At 53.4% G+C, this 17643-nt stretch carries 17 protein-coding genes and 1 rRNA gene; 10 read left to right on the top strand and 8 right to left on the bottom strand.

What is annotated here, in order from left to right:
- Positions 1-76 precede the first annotated feature (76 nt).
- Together dprA and DFK18_RS04900 are read right to left on the bottom strand one after the other, a co-directional pair.
- Positions 77-1210 (bottom strand): DNA-processing protein DprA, encoded by a 1134-nt coding sequence (gene dprA, locus DFK18_RS04905; RefSeq protein ID WP_218563904.1) that lies wholly within the window; start codon positions 1208-1210, stop codon positions 77-79.
- A 34-nt stretch (positions 1211-1244) separates the two neighbouring features.
- Entirely contained in the window at positions 1245-2264 is a 1020-nt protein-coding gene (locus DFK18_RS04900; protein WP_114417107.1) for a LysM peptidoglycan-binding domain-containing protein, read from the bottom strand.
- A gap of 144 nt (positions 2265-2408) precedes the next feature.
- Here DFK18_RS04900 and def point away from each other — a divergent pair, with 144 nt between their 5' ends.
- Genes def through rsmB form a run of 3 tightly spaced genes read left to right on the top strand, consistent with a single transcriptional unit; the run spans position 2409 to position 5221 of the window.
- The gene (gene def / locus DFK18_RS04895) at positions 2409-2921 is read left to right on the top strand and encodes a peptide deformylase (protein WP_114417106.1); all 513 of its coding nucleotides are present in this window, start codon (positions 2409-2411) and stop codon (positions 2919-2921) included.
- 9 nt (positions 2922-2930) lie between these two features.
- Complete coding sequence (gene fmt, locus DFK18_RS04890) at positions 2931-3908, top strand: methionyl-tRNA formyltransferase (protein WP_114417105.1); 978 nt, start codon at positions 2931-2933, stop codon at positions 3906-3908.
- Complete coding sequence (gene rsmB / locus DFK18_RS04885; protein ID WP_218563903.1) at positions 3905-5221, top strand: 16S rRNA (cytosine(967)-C(5))-methyltransferase RsmB; 1317 nt, start codon at positions 3905-3907, stop codon at positions 5219-5221. Before fmt ends, rsmB begins: the two co-directional genes overlap by 4 nt.
- A 25-nt stretch (positions 5222-5246) precedes the next feature.
- On the opposite strand, the gene DFK18_RS04880 is transcribed toward rsmB, so the two are convergent.
- Positions 5247-6164 (bottom strand): lysophospholipid acyltransferase family protein, encoded by a 918-nt coding sequence (locus DFK18_RS04880; RefSeq protein ID WP_245944335.1) that lies wholly within the window; start codon positions 6162-6164, stop codon positions 5247-5249.
- Positions 6158-6433, bottom strand: a complete 276-nt coding sequence (locus tag DFK18_RS04875; protein WP_114417104.1) for a DUF2782 domain-containing protein — start codon at positions 6431-6433, stop codon at positions 6158-6160. The genes DFK18_RS04880 and DFK18_RS04875 overlap by 7 nt, the downstream gene beginning before the upstream one ends.
- Positions 6434-6520: 87 nt before the next feature.
- Between DFK18_RS04875 and polA the strand changes: the two genes are divergently transcribed.
- The 3 genes from polA to DFK18_RS04860 all read left to right on the top strand — a co-directional run bounded on the left by polA (position 6521) and on the right by DFK18_RS04860 (position 11721).
- Positions 6521-9250, top strand: coding sequence for a DNA polymerase I (polA, locus tag DFK18_RS04870; RefSeq protein WP_114417103.1), 2730 nt, complete (start codon positions 6521-6523; stop codon positions 9248-9250).
- Complete coding sequence (locus DFK18_RS04865) at positions 9250-9555, top strand: 2Fe-2S iron-sulfur cluster-binding protein (protein WP_162299697.1); 306 nt, start codon at positions 9250-9252, stop codon at positions 9553-9555. Before polA ends, DFK18_RS04865 begins: the two co-directional genes overlap by 1 nt.
- 558 nt (positions 9556-10113) lie before the next feature.
- Entirely contained in the window at positions 10114-11721 is a 1608-nt protein-coding gene (locus tag DFK18_RS04860; protein WP_114417101.1) for a methyl-accepting chemotaxis protein, read from the top strand.
- Between the two features lie 58 nt (positions 11722-11779).
- Here the strand turns inward: DFK18_RS04860 and fabV are convergent, their stop codons facing one another.
- Entirely contained in the window at positions 11780-12985 is a 1206-nt protein-coding gene (gene fabV / locus DFK18_RS04855; protein ID WP_114417100.1) for an enoyl-ACP reductase FabV, read from the bottom strand.
- Between the two features lie 176 nt (positions 12986-13161).
- On the opposite strand from fabV, the gene DFK18_RS04850 reads away from it, so the two are divergent.
- From DFK18_RS04850 to dksA, 3 genes are all read left to right on the top strand, one after another.
- Positions 13162-13860: a metal-dependent hydrolase gene (locus DFK18_RS04850; protein WP_114417099.1), complete on the top strand. Its 699-nt coding sequence runs from the start codon at positions 13162-13164 to the stop codon at positions 13858-13860.
- Between the two features lie 28 nt (positions 13861-13888).
- Positions 13889-14320, top strand: coding sequence for a hypothetical protein (locus tag DFK18_RS04845; RefSeq protein ID WP_114417098.1), 432 nt, complete (start codon positions 13889-13891; stop codon positions 14318-14320).
- A gap of 73 nt (positions 14321-14393) precedes the next feature.
- On the top strand, positions 14394-14831 hold the full coding sequence (dksA, locus tag DFK18_RS04840; protein ID WP_114417097.1) for an RNA polymerase-binding protein DksA: 438 nt from the start codon (positions 14394-14396) through the stop codon (positions 14829-14831).
- On the opposite strand, the gene DFK18_RS04835 is transcribed toward dksA, so the two are convergent.
- Positions 14828-15703: an AEC family transporter gene (locus tag DFK18_RS04835; protein WP_114417096.1), complete on the bottom strand. Its 876-nt coding sequence runs from the start codon at positions 15701-15703 to the stop codon at positions 14828-14830. The genes dksA and DFK18_RS04835 overlap by 4 nt on opposite strands.
- Positions 15704-15794: 91 nt before the next feature.
- Here DFK18_RS04835 and DFK18_RS04830 point away from each other — a divergent pair, with 91 nt between their 5' ends.
- Positions 15795-16781 (top strand): zinc-dependent alcohol dehydrogenase family protein, encoded by a 987-nt coding sequence (locus tag DFK18_RS04830; RefSeq protein WP_114417095.1) that lies wholly within the window; start codon positions 15795-15797, stop codon positions 16779-16781.
- Between the two features lie 55 nt (positions 16782-16836).
- Here DFK18_RS04830 and DFK18_RS04825 read toward each other — a convergent pair whose 3' ends face one another.
- Entirely contained in the window at positions 16837-17397 is a 561-nt protein-coding gene (locus tag DFK18_RS04825; RefSeq protein ID WP_114417094.1) for a gamma carbonic anhydrase family protein, read from the bottom strand.
- 107 nt (positions 17398-17504) lie between these two features.
- Positions 17505-17620: ribosomal RNA gene (rrf, locus tag DFK18_RS04820) — 5S ribosomal RNA — on the bottom strand.
- Positions 17621-17643: the final 23 nt, after the last annotated feature.

Genomic DNA, 17643 nt, shown 5'->3' with positions numbered 1-17643 from the left:
ATCCTGAAGTCAGGGAAAAGCTTGCCAACAACTTGGCTGGCAAGGTGGGGCAGATTACCCCGCTACCGGCAAGGACTCAAGTACTTCGACACCAGCCACCCGGTTGTTGCTCAATCCAGCCTTCCAATTCCAGCTCTTGTAAGTGAAGCATGCCTTCTGCTGCCTTCAGGCCACTGAATTCAAGCAACTGATCTAGAGATAGGGGTGCATCACTCAATAAACAATAGAGGGGCTGCAAATGCGGGGCGGGTTGTCGATCGACCTCTGACGAGAGGTCCTGCGGCAGGGCATTTTGCAACGGCTGACGAATAGCCAACAGTACCTCTTCAGGTGAAGTCACCAATTCAGCACCCTGACGAATCAGTTGATGGCAACCCTGGCTCTGTTGCCGCCGGATGGACCCGGGTACAGCCATGACTTCACGATTTTGCTCCATAGCCAGGCGAGCACTGACCAGGGAACCGGACTTCAGGGTAGCTTCCACCACCAACACGCCCAGCGACAAGCCGGTGATGATGCGATTACGACGCGGAAAATTGCGGCCTCGTGGCGGTGTACCCAGCGGGTATTCACTCACCAAAGCCCCACCCCAGGCCAGAATCTCCTCGGCCAGACCGGCGTGCTCGGGCGGGTAGATGCCATCCAGCCCCTGCCCCAAAACCGCCAGGGTATTGCCGCTTGCTCCCTCTTTTTGGGCCTGAAGAGCACCCTGATGAGCCTGGCCATCGACACCTCTGGCCAGCCCACTGACAATACCCAAGCCCTGCCAAGCCAAAAGGTTCGACCATTCCTGCGCGACCCAACGACCTTCAGGGCTCAGCCTGCGACTACCCACAAAGGCCAGATTAGGGCCTTCAAGCAATCGAAGATCACCTTGCACCAGCAGCAGTGTTGGTGGATCGGGGAGTTGGCGCAGCAATTCAGGTTGCTGCCTGAGAGGTACCAGCCAGTGGTTTTCATGCTCCAGCCAGTTGAGATGCGCCTCCAGTTGCGAGGCAAAAGGCAGCTTCCAGGGGTCGACCAGTGCCAGGTCAATGAGTTCGCGGGTTTTAACGGGCAGACCTGAAAGGTTTTGGGCCGCCTGAAGCAACTTTTCTGGGCTGTCCAGCATTTGCGCGGGAAGTTTTTGCAGGCGATGCGGGGTCAGACCGGGAAGCAGCCAGCAGCAGAGATCTAGCAGGCTGGTTTCAGGATGGCTTGTCAGTGGCATAGGGCGCTCCTTCCATGAAGCCCCCAGGCTTGCCCTAGGGGGTCGCGTTGGGTTCCGGGGCCTGCCTGAAGGTATCTTCCGGATAGATCGGCTGGTTGGAATTCATGACCAGCGCCAGACTGGTGTTTTCAAAGACCCGGTAAACCATCACGGTTCCACGCGGATTTTCCGCTGCAAAGATGTTATAGCCTTCATAAGGCTCGCGTCGCTGCTTGCCCGGCTCCATAACCTGCAGCAGGTGGCCGGGCCGCAGTTGATTGCGACCCTGATTGAGCAGCAGCGGTTGGTACTGGCCGATGCGGGTCTGATTGGGCTCCAGAGAGCGGATAACCAAGCCACTGACCGGTTCCTGGGGCGGCGCTGGGTCGAAACCGGCTCCAAAAGGTGATGCGGTAAAGGGCATCAACCGGTCACCCACGCGGATTTCTGCATGGGTGGCAGTAATTTCCATAGTGGCTTCATAGCCTTCGCCATCACGTACCAATCGTGCTGAACCAACAGAGCGGGCTAGATGCCCAAGTAGACGACGACTGATGGGGTCGCGAATTTCTTCAAGATTGCGGTAAATCCCGTAGTGACTGACATTGGGACTGAGATCACCAAGGGTTTTTATCAGGTCGCCCTGACTGCCCAGGGTGCGGCCTTCTTCAATAGTCTGAATATAAAGGGAATCCTCGAATTCATTGCGGTCGACCATAATATCCCGGTTGAGGAAGGCTTCGACCCGATTCAACGGCATCATGGGAATAGGGTCTTGCAGGGTCATAATGCGCAGGCGAGGCTGCAGGCGCAGGAAGTTTTCACCTTCCAGTAACTGGATAATATCGCCGGGATAGAGAAGATGCGGATTATTGACCTGGGGGTTGGCCTGCCAGAGTTGTGGCCACATCCAGGGATCATCCAGATATTGGGAAGCAATCGACCAAAGGGAGTCGCCACGCTTAACTTCATAGCGTTCAGGCGCGTCAGGCTTTAAACTAAGAGTCTGAGCCGTGGCAGAAAATGCCAGCAACACCAAAGAAACCAGTAGATTACGTACTACGCCAGTCAGCATAAGGTTACCCTTGCCATAAGACCAAAACTCTTGAGTCTTGGAAGTGTCCAAGCCTCCATGCAATTACTTTCAGTTACACTTTGCCTGAAAGCCCAGGGCTGAGCAAGAGGCAAACCGTTTAATTTGAGTGACGAGAGACCCGAAATGAGTCTATTGAATATTCTGGAATATCCAGATCCTCGCCTGAGAACCCGGGCAACCCCTCTGACTGAAGCAGACTTCACCCCGGAGCTGCAGCAGCAGATTGATTCCATGTTTGAAACCATGTATGACGCGCCAGGTATCGGCCTTGCCGCAACCCAGGTGGATTACCACAAGCAGCTGATCGTCATTGATGTATCGGAGAACAAGGATCAACCTCTGGTATTGATTAATCCGGAGTTCACCCCGGTAGATGCCAGTGTAGAAATGATGCAGGAAGGCTGTCTATCTGTCCCCGAATACTATGCTGACGTTGAACGCTATGTGCGCATCCAGGTCAAGGCGCTGGATCGTGATGGCAAGCCCCAGGAATTTGAAACCGACGGCCTGCTGGCTCACTGCATCCAGCACGAATGCGATCATCTCAAGGGCATCGTTTTTGTTGATTACCTTTCCCGCATGAAGCAGGAAAGAGTGAAAAAGAAGCTGCTTAAACTGCAGCGCCAAAAAGCTTAAAGGTTATTCATGCGTCTCGTTTTTGCCGGAACACCCGATTTTGCTGCCTCCAGTCTGCAAGCACTGCTTCAGGCCGAAAACCCTGAATGGGAAGTAGTGGCCGTCTATACCCAGCCCGATCGCCCGGCTGGCCGCGGAAGAAAACTCAAGCCCAGTCCGGTCAAAGAATTGGCCCAGCAGCATCAATTGCCCGTCTATCAACCGGAAAACTTTAAAAGCCAGGAAGCCCGCGAAGAGCTGGCTGCCCTGCAACCGGATTTGATGATCGTCGTCGCCTACGGCCTGCTTCTGCCGCAGACAGTGCTGGATATACCCCGTCTGGGCTGTATTAATGTGCACGCCTCCCTCCTGCCTCGCTGGCGGGGTGCAGCTCCTATTCAGCGGGCGCTGCTGGCAGGAGACAGGGCAACCGGCGTCACCCTGATGCAGATGGATGCAGGTCTGGATACGGGAGACCAGCTGTATAAAACTCACTGCCTGATCGGACCTGAAGACACCAGCGCCAGCCTGCATGACAAGCTTGCTCAACAGGGAGGCGAAGCCCTGATCACGGCCTTGCCGCAGCTAGTTAAAGGCAGCCTGAAGGCCGAGCCTCAAAATGATCAGGAAGCCACCTATGCGCGCAAATTGAGCAAAGAGGAAGCACAACTGGATTGGTCCCTGTCCGCCAAAGAGCTGGACTGGCAGGTTCGCGGTTTCAACCCCTGGCCGGTCGCCTGGTGCCTGCTGCCCAAACCCGATGGCAGCGAAGACAAGATCCGCATCTGGAAAGCCCGCCCGCTGGACATCGAGCACAATGCCCAACCGGGCACCCTGTTGGATATCGAGAAAGAAGGCCCGGTCATTGCCTGTGGCGAAGGTTGCCTGCAGCTGACCCGCCTGCAACTGCCGGGTGCCAAGCAACTCAATGCCAGTGATCTTCTCAATGGCCATCCCGACTATTTTCAGGCCGGACAAATCCTGCCGCTGCCCGAGGAATCCGCATGAGTGAAGGCCTGGCCGCAAGGCTCAGCAGTGTTCAGGCTTTGGTCCCGGTGCTCAGACAGGAAGCCTCTCTCAGTGCCACCTTACCACCAGCTCAGGAAGGACTCAGCAGTGAAGATGCCGCCCTGACCCAGGCCCTGGCTTTTGGTGTTTGCCGCTTTTATCCACGCCTGCAGTTTTATACCCAGAAGCTGCTGCAAAAACCCCTCAAAGCTCGAGATACTGATGTTCTCGCTCTATTGATGGTCGGCCTCTACCAGCTGCAGGAAAAAAGGGTGGCTGACTATGCCGCCATCGACACCTGCGTAGAAGCCAGCAAGAAATTGAAAAAGCCCTGGGCAAGTAAACTGCTGAATGCCTGCTTGCGCCGCTTCCAGCGTGAAGAAGATGAATTGCGGGCTTTGGCCGACAACAAGGAAAGCCCGGCAACGGCCCATCCACCCTGGCTGTTGAAAAAAATCAAAAAAGCCTACCCGACGCAATGGCACGCCATCTGTGCCGCCAACAACCAGCAACCGCCACTGGTACTCAGAATCAATCAGCGCAAGATCACGAGAGACGACTACCTGAAGGTTTTGAATGATGCCGGTCTGGCAGCTTCTGCTACAGCCTGGAGTCCTTGGGGAATCCGCCTGGAAGAAGCCTGCAACCCGGTTCACCTGCCGGGTTTTGAAAAGGGCTGGCTGAGTGTGCAGGACGAAGCCGCTCAGTTGACACCCCTGTTGATGGATCTGCAACCCGGTCAACGGGTACTGGATGCCTGTTGTGCTCCGGGAGGCAAGACCACCCACTTGCTGGAAACCCAGGATATTGAGTTGCTGGCTCTGGACAGTGAAGAAAAACGCCTGCCCCGGGTTCATGACAATCTCAAACGCCTGCAACTGGATGCCCAGGTCGTTTGTGCCGATGCCTCCGAACCTGAAGCCTGGTGGGACGGACAAGCCTTTGACCGTATTCTTCTGGATGCCCCCTGTTCAGCGACCGGCGTGATTCGTCGACATCCTGATATCAAGTTGCTGCGCCGGGATAGCGACATCCGCCAGCTGGCCCAAGTACAGACAAAACTCCTGGAAAAACTCTGGCCACTGGTCAAAGAAGGTGGCCGTCTGGTTTATGCTACCTGCTCGTTACTGCCGGAAGAAAACCAGCAGCCACTGGATGCCTTCACTTATCAGCATCCCGATGCGCAAAGAATACCCTTGGATGACCTCGGTTGGGGGCAGACGACGCGCTGGGGCAGGCAACTGCTACCCAGCGAAGAGGCGACGGACGGTTTCTTTTATGCCGCCTTTATCAAGGACAGCAGCCAGAGCTGATTTTGATTGGCTGAGCTGGCCTACCTCAGAAAATATAGGGGTGGCGCTCACCGTCAGGGCGCTTGCGAAAACGCTTGTAGGACCACTGGTACTGCAAAGGCGCATAGGCAATGATTTCTTCGACACTGGCATTCACGCCTTCGGCTGCAGTCACCTCATCCTCGGCGTAGACCTTGTCATTGGCAGGCAGGATATGGATTTCATAGCCTTCGCCATGAGGCAAGCGCTTGGCCAGGGCCGTAAAAACCTTGGCTCCGGTTTTCTTGACCAGCTTGGGCAAAAGCGTGGCGGTTAAAGCAGGCACCCCATAAAAAGGGGCAAAAACCCCGCCCTGGCCGTGATCCGGCTCCTGGTCAGGCAGGATGCCCACCATTTCCCCACGTTTGAGCGCTTTGAGTAATCCGGCGACTCCCTTCACATCAGCAGGAACCAGACCACCCCCGGTGCGGCAGCGCCCCTTGCGGATCACCGGGTCCAAGGAATGAATTCGTGGTGGCGAATACATGCAGGTTAAAGGGTAGTCGCGTGAAAACCACTGACCGATCATTTCCCACTGGCCGATATGCGGCCCCAGAATGATGACCGGCTCCTGACGGGCCTGGCAGGCGGTAATCAAATCCCCGCCGTGAACCTGCTTGACCTTGCCCAGAACGATGTCCTTGGGTGCCATCCATACATAGCCCATTTCCAGCATGGTTTTGGCGCTTTCAATCAGAGAACCCCGCGCCAGCTGGTCTCTCTCCCAGGGTGTCTTGTCGGGAAAACACAGCTCGATATTGATCTGGCTAACCCGGCGTTCACGCTTGGAGAAGCGCCACACCAGCTTGCCCAGAAAAACAGCCAGCCCCTGAATCCATGCCAGTGGCAGACGCGACATCAGCCACCAACCGGATTTGATAATGATGCCTTTGAGACGGCGTGATTTCTTTCTTTTCTTTACCACTGAAATATCTTCCAACTGGGCAGACGCATGCTGCCTCGCTCCTGATCATCCAGATCCAGACCATCCGGATCCACCAGAAAATAGGGTTCACCGCGACGCGGTGTAACCTTGATCGCCTTGAGCTTTCCTGCAACCCAAAATTCTTCGATCACCTTGTCTTCGCTTTCACGAATCACAATTTCCGAATCCACCGGGTCATTGGCCCAGAGACTGGCTGCCAGCAAACCGGTGGCGATCAGGGCAACGCCAGCCGCGATTATTTTTTGCATCACGCCAGCTCTCCTTTGGTATCCTAGAGTTAATGTTTTGATTGTAACTCAAAAGACTCTCTGACCCCTAGATTTCGGATACTGTGAATGACTGACACCGCTGCAAAACCCCTGCTCCTGGTCGACGCCTCCTCTTATCTCTATCGCGCCTACCATGCCCTGCCGCCTTTGATGACATCCAGCGGACAACCTACGGGTGCCATCAAGGGGGTGTTGAACATGATCCGCAGCCTGATGAACAGCTATCCGGACAGCCCGATCGGTATTGTTTTTGATGCCAAGGGCCCAACTTTTCGTGACGAACTCTTTGCCGAATACAAATCCCACCGCCCCCCCATGCCGGATGATCTGCGCCAGCAAATCGAGCCTCTGCATGCCTGTGTCCGGGCTTTAGGCCTGCCGCTCCTGGCTGTCGAGGGGGTGGAAGCGGATGATGTCATCGGCACTCTGGCACGCAAGGCTGCCGATGAAGGCCAAGAAGTCATCATCTCCACCGGGGACAAGGACATGGCGCAGCTGGTTTGCCCTTATGTCACCCTGGTCAACACCATGACCGGCAGCCAACTGGATGTAGAAGGTGTGAAAAAGAAATTCGGGATTGGCCCTGAGCTGATTATCGATTTTTTGGCCCTGATGGGCGACAAGTCGGACAACATCCCAGGGGTTCCGGGTATCGGTGAAAAAACCGCCCAGGCCCTCCTTCAGGGCATTGGCGGGTTGGATGAGCTTTATGCCCACCTGGGTGCCATTCCCGAACTGGGTTTTCGCGGCGCCAAGTCAACGCCCAAGAAACTTGAAGAACACAAGGAGCAGGCCTACCTCTCCTACCAGTTGGCCACCATCAAGACGGATTGCGATCTGGAGTTGCGTTACGATCAACTGCAACCCGGAGAGGCGGATAACCAGCAGCTACGCGAACTCTATACTCGCCTGGAATTCAACAGTCTGCTCAAGCAGTTAGATACTAGCGATGAAGCACCTGCCAGTGAGCAGCAGACGGCAATCGATACCAGTCACTACGAGATCATCACCACCGAGGCGGCTTGGAAGACCTGGCTGGACAAACTGCAAAAGGCTGACGTCTTTGCCGTGGATACCGAAACCACCAGCCTGAACTATATGGAGGCTGAGCTGGTGGGACTTTCCTTTGCAATTGAACCCGGTGAAGCGGCCTACCTACCCTTGGCACACGACTACCCTGGTGCCCCCGACCAGTTGGATCGAGATCAAGTTCTGGCGGCTATCAAACCCCTGCTGGAAGACCCTGCAAAGGGAAAAATCGGCCAGAATCTTAAATACGACCTAAGCGTTCTGGCCCGTTATGACATCCAGCTTCAAGGCATTGCTGCCGATACCCTGCTGGAGTCCTATGTGCTCAATTCCACGGCGACCCGCCATGATATGGATTCGCTGGCCCTTAAATACCTAGGCCACCAGACCATCACTTTTGAAGACCTGGCCGGCAAGGGTAAAAAACAACTGACCTTCAACCAGATAGAAATCGACAAGGCGGGTCCCTACGCTGCAGAGGATGCCGACATCACCCTGCGACTCCACCAGACGCTGGCTCCGCAGGTTCGTGAAGAAGGTCGTCTGCAGGAGGTATTGGAGAAACTGGAGCTACCTCTGGTGCCGCTCCTGTCCAAGATAGAGCGCAAGGGCGTCAAGATTGATGTCCCTCACCTCCAGCAGCATTCCCAGGAAATGGCTCAGCGCATTCTGGAGCTTGAAGAAGAGGCCTATAGCTTGGCCGGACGCAGTTTCAATCTGGGATCGCCCAAGCAGCTGGCCGAAATCCTGTTTCAGGAACAACAGTTGCCGGTCAAAAAGAAGACCCCCAAGGGAGCGCCTTCCACTGCCGAAGCTGTGCTGGAAGAACTGGCACTGGATTACCCTCTACCCAAGATCATCATGCAGCATCGCGGGCTATCCAAGCTGAAAAACACCTACACCGATAAGTTGCCGCAACTGGTTAACTCACACACCGGTCGGGTACATACCAGCTATCACCAAGCGGTTACCGCCACCGGTCGCCTCTCCAGTTCCGACCCCAACCTGCAGAACATCCCCATACGTTCCGAGCAGGGACGACGCATCCGTCAGGCCTTTATTGCCGAACCTGGCTACAAGCTGGTGGCAGCCGATTATTCTCAAATTGAACTACGCATCATGGCTCACCTATCGGGTGACCAGGGATTGCTCAAGGCCTTTGCCGAAGATCAGGATATTCACCTGGCCACAGCAGCAGAAGTTTTTGGTACCCCACCCGACAGGATCACCCCGGATCAGCGTCGCAGTGCCAAGGCGATCAACTTCGGACTGATTTATGGCATGAGTGCCTTTGGCCTGGCCCGTCAACTGCATCTGGAGCGCGGTCAGGCACAAACCTATATCGACCGTTATTTCGATCGTTATCCCGGCGTACTACGCTACATGGACACAACCCGCGAGACTGCTGCGGAAAAAGGTTATGTGGAAACCCTCTTCGGTCGTCGCCTTTATCTCCCCGAGATCAACTCGCGTAACTACAATCAACGCCAGGGTGCAGAAAGGACAGCCATCAACGCCCCTATGCAGGGAACCGCTGCCGATATCATGAAAGCCGCCATGCTTAAGGTAAGCTCCTGGCTGGATGAATCCGGCCTGGATGCCGCCATTATCATGCAGGTGCACGATGAACTGGTGTTTGAAGTCAGGGAAGATCAGGTCGAAAAGCTGATCGCGGGCATCAAACCCTGTATGGAAGAAGCCGCCAGTCTGGAGGTTCCTCTCATCGTGGAAGCAGCCAGTGGCGACAACTGGGAAGAGGCTCACTAGTGTCCAGCCAAATCGATGTACAGGGGCAGGTGTTGCCTGCCTCCTGCGAAAAACCTCTGCTTGATGCACTTCAGGATGCCGGAGTCACCTGGCGAGAATCCTGCCGCAATGGTGTTTGCGGTGTCTGCGCTTGCTACCTGACCCAGGGCAAAGTGGACTATCGGCAACGCCAACCTCATGCACTGACGGCCGAGGCAATAGAAGCGGGACAGATCCTGCCTTGCATTGCCTTTCCAAGCAGTACTCATTTAACGCTGGATGCCCCTCTTTATCCCGCGCCGGAAACGGCAATAACATCTTTATAATCATCAACAGTTTATTAACCAATCCAACGTCATTAAATAGTTACACGCTATTTAATTTTAGACCTTTATTTTTTCTAATAACCGACTAAGCTTTTAATAATGTTGCAGGTAGCAAACAACTTAAGAAGCTTCTGACTCCATGGCTGATCAGCCTATCCCGGATGCCAGCCAGTTTGGTGGATAGCCGCTTTGATCGTCAGCGAGGAAGCCTCTGATTAACGTGATGAGCGCAGGTTAGGGCTGAATTTATTCCTGATGAATTCCAGCACTTCCTACATCCGTGTAGGTCGCCAGCGAAATTGAACGAAAAAGCGGAGTTTACAAGTAGTAAATGAGCATTTTGAGGCCAATTTCAACGCAGCATAAGGCAGAATTCACTCCAGGTGAATCACTGCACTTCCCACATCCATGTGGGTCACAGCGCAATAGTTAATCAGAGGTTTCCTAGAAGGAAGCTTTTCACCAGCTTTTTTGGATGGACAGGCAAAGTCCTTGTTCGTCTATCGACGCTTGCATCTATATAAACAAAATCAGATAAACACTTCCCTGGAGGACATCATGCCGGCCTTTTTATCCAGTATTAAAGGACGCCTGAGTTTTGTCTTTGCCGTCATCTTCATTCTTGTCTTGAGCATGACTGCTATTATTGTTTACGAGAAAAACTCACTGGAAGAAACCCTGGACAATGCCAGCCGAACGGGCAGTATTCTTGAAGCCCTGGGCGACATTACCACTGCGATTAATGGCATGGACTCCAGCGTACAGACCTTTGCCCAGAATAACCGCAACCGGGCGCTGGAATACTACAACGAAATGCATGATCTGCTTTTGAGCGAGCTGGACGTAGCCAGGGAGCAAACCAGTGAAGACAATCAAGAAAGGCTGAGCGCTCTCCAGCAGTTGGAAGACAGCTTTATCCAGCATGAACAAGACTATTATCAGCCTGTAATTGCTGCAGCTCAGGCCGGGGAAAGCCGTGAGCTACCGGAAACTGCATTTACCTCCCTGCGTTCACTACTGAATCAGGCCGACACCATCGAAGTTGAAGTGTCAGACAGCTTTTACCGACGCACAGAAAGAGCCGCCAAAAAGCTGGATCAGCTGCAACTTATTACTCTTTTGGCCGTTGCAGCCATCCTGGCCATGATTGTCTTGCTGGCTTTACCGGTCGTGCGCAGCATTGCCAACCGCTTGAATGAAGTGATTGAGGTAGCAGAGCAGGTCGGACAAGGGGACCTAAGCGAAGCTGTGGAAGCCACTGGCCGGGATGAAATCAGCCGGGTCCTGAAAAGCTTTGCGCGGATGCGCAACCAACTGCGTAAACTGGTGGGTAATCTGCAGACACAGTCTGAACAACTAGCCACTTCCAGTAGCCAGGTTGCGGAAAGCTCGGACTCCATCAGCCAGGCGACCGAGGAACAATCGCAAGCCAGTGATCAAATCTCGGCTGCCATCGAAGAGTTAACTGTCAGTATTGGTCACGTCTCTGAAAGTGCCCGCCAGGCCTATGATTACTCTGAAAATGCCAAAATCAGCAGTGATACCGGCAGCCACGTCATTCAATCGACCGTCAGCAGCATGAAGAGTATTGCCGAGCAGTCCACGGCAACAGCTAACCAATTGCATGAACTGAGTGAACGCTCCACCAAAATTTCATTGATTGTTGACCAGATTCAGGCAATCGCCGAACAGACCAACCTTCTGGCCCTCAATGCGGCCATTGAATCTGCCCGAGCCGGTGAGCACGGCCGGGGTTTCGCTGTTGTCGCAGATGAAGTGCGGCAGCTGGCACAAAGATCCAGTGAAGCAACTGATGAAATCTCCTCCATGGTTGGTGGCATCCAGTCGGAAATTGAAGAGGCTGTTGGCTCCATGCAACGCACCGTCAAGGTGGTTAGCCAGGGCTCTCAGAAAGCTGAAGAAGCCGGACTGGTGATCGAAGAAATACGTAACGGTGCTATCTCCACGGCCGACGTCATCAACCAGACCTCCACGGCGCTGGAAGAACAAACTTCGGTCAGCCAGGATGTCGCGCAACAGGTCGAGAATATTGCCAGCATGACCGTGGAAACCGCTGCGGCTGCGACCCAGGCCAGCTCTGCAGCCAAATCCATGCGTGAGATAGCCGAGGAGCTGAATAAATCAGTGCGCTATTTCAAAATCTGATTCCTTCGCCACTAAAAAAGGGGAGCCAGGGCTCCCCTTTTTAACGCCTGGATTTTAATCAGACATTGATAGGCTCAAAATCTACCAGAGGGTCGACGTCAGCCTCATAATCGACATCCTCGCGATCAAAACCGAACAACTTGAGGAACTCATGCTTGTAACCGGCATAGTCTGTCAGTTCAAAAAGGTTGTCGTTATTCACCTTTTCCCAGAGCTCTTTACAGGCTGACTGAACATCATCACGCAATTCCCAGTCATCCAGACGCAGACGGCCCGCGGAATCGAGATCCATCGACTGGCCATCTTCGCGGAACAATTGTTCGCGGTAAAGGCGATTCAACTGCTCGATGGTGCCTTCGTGCAGCCCCTGATCCTTCATCACCTTGTAGACCAGGGCAATATACAGAGGCATCACCGGAATGGCGGCGGAGGCCTGGGTAACCACTGACTTGAGAACCGCCACCTGGGCCGAACCGGAATACTTCTCGCCCAGCTTGTTATTTAGCTCGCTAGCCGCGCGATCCAAATCTTCCTTGGCTTTACCCAGGGCACCGTGCCAATAGATAGGCCAGGTGATTTCAGTACCGATGTAACTAAAGGCAGTAGTTTTGGCACCCTGAGCCAGAACACCGGCTTCGTCCAGCGCCTGGATCCACAGCTCCCAATCTTCACCACCCATGACCTGGATGGTGTCATCAATTTCTTCCTGGGTGGCAGGCTCCACCTCAGCATGGATGATTTCATCCTTGTTGGTATCGATGGCAGTGGACTTGTAGGTTTCGCCGATGGGCTTCAGGGAGGAACGCTTCACCTCACCGGAGTCGGGCAGCTTGCGAACCGGAGAAGCCAGGGAGTAGATAACCAGATCCACTTCACCCAAATCTTCTTTGATAGTCTCTATAGCCTGGGCTCTTACTTCGTGAGAAAAGGCATCGCCATTGATGGATTTGGCATAAAGGCCGGCTTTCTTGGCTTCACTTTCAAATGCCCAGGAATTATACCAACCCGCCGTGCCAGGCTTGCGCTCTTTGGCTGGCTTTTCAAAGAACACCCCCAGGGTAGCGGCCTGATAACCAAAAGCAGCCGTGATGCGCGCCGCCAAACCGTAGCCACTGGAGGCACCGATAACCAGCACCTTCTTGGGACCGTTTTCTTTAACACCTTGCAATTGAGTGACTGCAATTTGCTCTTCCACGTTTTTGTAGCAACCAGTGGGGTGAGTCGTTGTACAAATAAAACCGCGGTATTTAGGCTTAATAATCATTCATTGGCCTCAATAGACTTGAATAAAGTTCCAGGCAAAAGCCTGGCCGAAAATTCTTGCCGCTATTATAAACACCTGATGACAAACCGACACCCGCCACCCTGGCAAAAAAGCTGTCCATTTATCCAGTTAAGGTGTTAAGCTTTTGAAATTGATTGATTTTATGGAAGCTTTTTATGGCCAATTTTGCAACACATCTAGGCGTAGCCGCAGTTGCTGGAAGCAGCCTGGCTACTGGGTTGGTGGTTGCTGAGCAGCTGCCCTTGAGCACGGGAGTTCAGCTAGTCATTTTTTTCCTGGCTGGCACTCTCTTACCCGACGTGGATGTGGATAAGTCTCGGCCAGTACGCTGGCTATTTTCCAGTTTGGGATTATTAGCCGTACTCCTGGCCATCAGTCTGGTACATCCAGAACCTCAGTCCAGTTTTTTATTTTTCAACCAGCCCAGTCTGCCCGGCTGGGAAGTACTAGCTGCAGCCCTGGCCGCCTGGTTAGTCACCCGCTACCTGCTGGCCTGGTTTTTTCAGAAGTTCACCCGTCATCGTGGTTTAAGTCACAGCCTTTTGATCGCCGGACTCTGGAGCCTGGGCTGGATAGCCCTGGGCCAGACTTTGCTGCTGATCGATGAGCTGCTGTTATGGCAGCAGGGGCTGGCTCTTTTTTTAGGCTTTATCTTGCACCTACTCCTGGATGAACTCTACAGTGTCGACTTGGAGGGAGCCAGAATCAAACGTTCTTTTGGCAGCGCCTTTAAACTCTACGCCAGGGATGCCGGTAAACTATCCTTGGCTGGACTGGTCTTATTATTCGTATTCATCTGGCTACTGCCCTGGCCGGTCTCACTGCTAGAATGGTTAACAGGCACCAGCCACTGATATAGCCACCGCACCGGGGATTATAATAATGCTCAGAAGTTACTTGCTCGCTAGTCTTTTGTTGCTTGGTATATCAGCCGCTCAAGCAGCCTCCTTACCGGATTCTTTTATAGAGCTACACCCCGGTGACAACTACCAGGGCCAATTACCCGAAAACGAGCCCCTGCGCTTTTATTTTATTCTGGAACGCGAAGCCAATATCCTGCTCGAAAGCAGAACACCTGATCGCAGCAATACCGTCTATCCGGATGCTGTACTCTTTCAAGAGGATGGCACCAGCATCACTCGTGACTGGAGCAGCGGTGACGGCCGCAATTTCAAGATAGAACGCCAGCTGCCACCTGGCACCTATGTATTACGTGTCGAGGATGGCCGGGGTTGCGGCTCCCTGCATGGCTGCCCGGAAATCATCCGCAACTTTCAAATCATTTTTCAACGCAATGAAGTGAGCCGTTTTTAACAGGTAAAACGCTGCTTGCTGTCTATACTCCTGTGAAGGCAGAAATTTACTTGGGCGACCGAGGAGACTTGCCATGTCCACTGAGCAACCACAACTGACCGAACAAGAACTGCTGGCCATGCCGGCAGACGATTATATGAATGCACAGCAACTGCAGTTTTTTCGTCAGCGACTGCTCAAGGAACGTGAAGAGGTGGAAGAGCATCTGGCCAGTGTACGTCGCGACATCAGCCTTCCTCCGGAGCAAGGTGACGAGACCGACAAGGCCAGCCTGGAAGAAGAAAAGGCGCTCCTGCTGCGTCAGGCTGACCGGGAAAGCAAGCTCCTGAGCAAGATCGACAAGGCTTTGGAACGCATCGACAACGATGATTACGGTTACTGCGAGGAAACCGGTGACCCCATCGGCCTGCCGCGCTTGCTACTCAGACCCACGGCCGAACTCTCACTGGAAGCCAAACAGCTCCAGGAAGAACAGGAAAACCACTATGCCAAGCAGCGCTACAACCTTTAGTTAAGCGCCAACCAGAGGGCGGCGGGCACAAAACCGAGACTGGCAAAGTTGCCCGCCAGGACGATAGAGGCCACCTTCTGGGGTTCCTGATGATATTTTTCCGCCAGCATGAAATTCAGGACTGCAGGCGGCAAAGCTGAAAACACCAGAACCATCCCCCACTGCTCGGCTGGCAAATCCAGCAAAGGGGCAATCAAATAAGCCATAACCAGGCCGGAAAGCGGGCAAATCAAGGCTCCCAGTATACCCAGCCGCAAGTCTTTCAAATCCACATCCAGAAACCTCACCCCCAAAGCAAATAGCATCAGAGGGATGGAAATTTGTCCGAGCATCTCGATTGGCAAGGCCAGGGCCGCAACCAGTGTCCAGTCAAAATGGCTAAAGACAAGCCCGGCAAAGGTAGCAAGAATAATGGGGTTGCGCAGTAACGAGGAAAATCCGGCCGAGTGGTCGAGAATATAAATGCCCAACGTAAAATGCAGCAGGTTCACAGTGATAAAAAGCGTCACTGCAGCTGGCAAGGCTGCCTCTCCAAAAGCCAACACCAGCAGAGGAATCCCCATATTGCCGGTGTTATTGAACATCATCGGTGGCAAAAAGGTTTTGGCACTGACCCGCATCCAGCGTAAAAAGGGCCAGACAAGCAACCCTGATCCCAGGGAGACCACCAGAGCTGCCAACGCCAACTTCCAGTAAACCGCCAGATCAAAATCACTATCAGAGAGTACCGAAAAAATCAGGGCCGGTATGAAAACATCCATGTTGATACGATTGATCCAGCCCAAGTCAGGTTTGAAATAGCGTGCATAACCCGCCCCGGCGGCAATGATCAGAAAGACAGGGAAAACTATATTGATGATAGTGAGGAACACGTAAATTTCCTGCTAGTATGATTGAATAATTAGGGGCCAGTTGATGTTTTCGCTGACTCTACAAGCAACCAGACAAAAGAGCAAAACAACTATGCGTGCAATGGTGATCAGAGATTACGGCAATTACGATGTTTTTGAAGAAGCAGAAATGCCTGAACCTCAAGCAGGCCCCGGGGAAGTACGCATTCGCGTCCAGGCCAGCAGCGTCAATCCACTGGAGCTGAAAATACGCGCAGGTTTGGTGCCCGCAGGTCCTGAGCTACCCGCTATCCTTAATGCGGATGTGGGTGGTCTAGTGGATCAGGTGGGCGAAGGCGTCACTCATCTACAAGTAGGCGACGCTGTAATTGGCTGCGCGGGGGGCCTGAAGGGTCGCCAGGGTGCTCTGGCAGATTTTATGGTGGCCGATGCCCGCCTGGTGGGCCTGGCTCCCAAGAATCTACCCCTGGAAGATGCTGCTGTCCTGCCACTCGTCTTTCTGACTGCTTGGGATGCTTTGGTGGAAAGAGCCAATATCCAACCGGATCAATGGGTGCTCATCCAAGGTGGAACCGGCGGTGTCGGACATCAAGCTGTCCAACTGGCCAAAGCCAAGGGTGCCAAGGTAGCTGCCAGTGTTTCTTCCGCAGAAAAGGCTGAAATTGCCCGCAAGCTAGGAGCCGATGCCACGATTAATTATCGCGAGGAAGAACCGGCCGATTTTGTTCCGCGAATTACTGGTAACGAAGGTTTTGCGATCGTATTTGATACCGCGGGTGGCAAATCACTGGATACCGCTTTTGAAGCAGTCAGACCCGGCGGACAGGTAATTTCCATCAATACCCGTAATAGCCATGATCTGACTCTCATGCATGCCAAGGGCTTAACCCTGCATGTTGTCTTCAGGGCCCAGCCATTGCTGACCGGTTTAGGCGTTTCCAGTGAACCTGCCAAGTTGGCTGCCTTGACCCAGTTGGTCGAGGAAAACAAGCTCCTTCCATTAATAGGAGACAAGAAGTTCTCCTTCACCGACATTGCCAAAGCCCATGCCTATCTCGACTCAGGTGAAGCCGTAGGCAAAATCCAGCTAGTTCGATAAACAAAAAAGCCGCCCGGTGACGGGCGGCTTTATTTTTATTTGCAGGCAAAGAAGACTAGAACTCGTTACTGAGCGCCTTATAGCCTTTAACCAGTTCGATATTGGCAGTCACAACCGATTCGGAAAACTCGGATACTGAGGCTTGAACCCGGGGCACCTCGTCCAGGCTGGATTCAGGACCCAACTGCATGGTAGAAGGCACATAAAAGCCCGGGGGAAGATCACAGCCATCGACTACGGCATTGTGACGAACCGCGCAGCCGTCGCCAATTTCGCAATTAAAAACCACACTGTTAAAACCGATAAAAACGCGACTGCCGATCTTACAGGGACCATGAATGATCGAACGGTGGGCAATCGACGTCGATTCGCCAATATTAACGGCACCCCCAGCTTTGGAATGAATGACCACTCCATCCTGAATATTGGAATTGGCACCGATGACAATAGCATCCATATCGCCTTGTTCATTGGTTTCGTCAGCACGAATAACCGCATAAGGACCAACAAAAACATTGTCTTCAATAATAACCTTGCCGCAAATAATGGCAGTCTTGTCGACGTAGGCGCCGGGATGGATCTGGGGAGAATCGCCATTGGGGTTACGTCTGATCATTTTAACCTCTTGAGCAGTATTGACAGCACTAGAATAACAGCAAGTCCAAGCATTTTTTATAGATAAAAAAATACCCCGGTTCTTGCGAACCGGGGTAGGGTATAGGTGCCTGACGATGACCTACTTTCACATGGGGAGGCCCCACACTATCATCGGCGCTGAGTGGTTTCACTACTGAGTTCGGCAAGGGATCAGGTGGTTCCCACTCGCTAAGGTCGTCAGGCGTAACGGGTTGGAAGCTGGCTT

Origin of the sequence: Marinospirillum perlucidum (assembly GCF_003336805.1) — a bacterium.
GTDB lineage: Bacteria > Pseudomonadota > Gammaproteobacteria > Pseudomonadales > Halomonadaceae > Marinospirillum > Marinospirillum perlucidum.
Note: the sequence above shows the minus strand (reverse complement) of the source record. Positions and strands in the feature narration are given on the sequence as shown.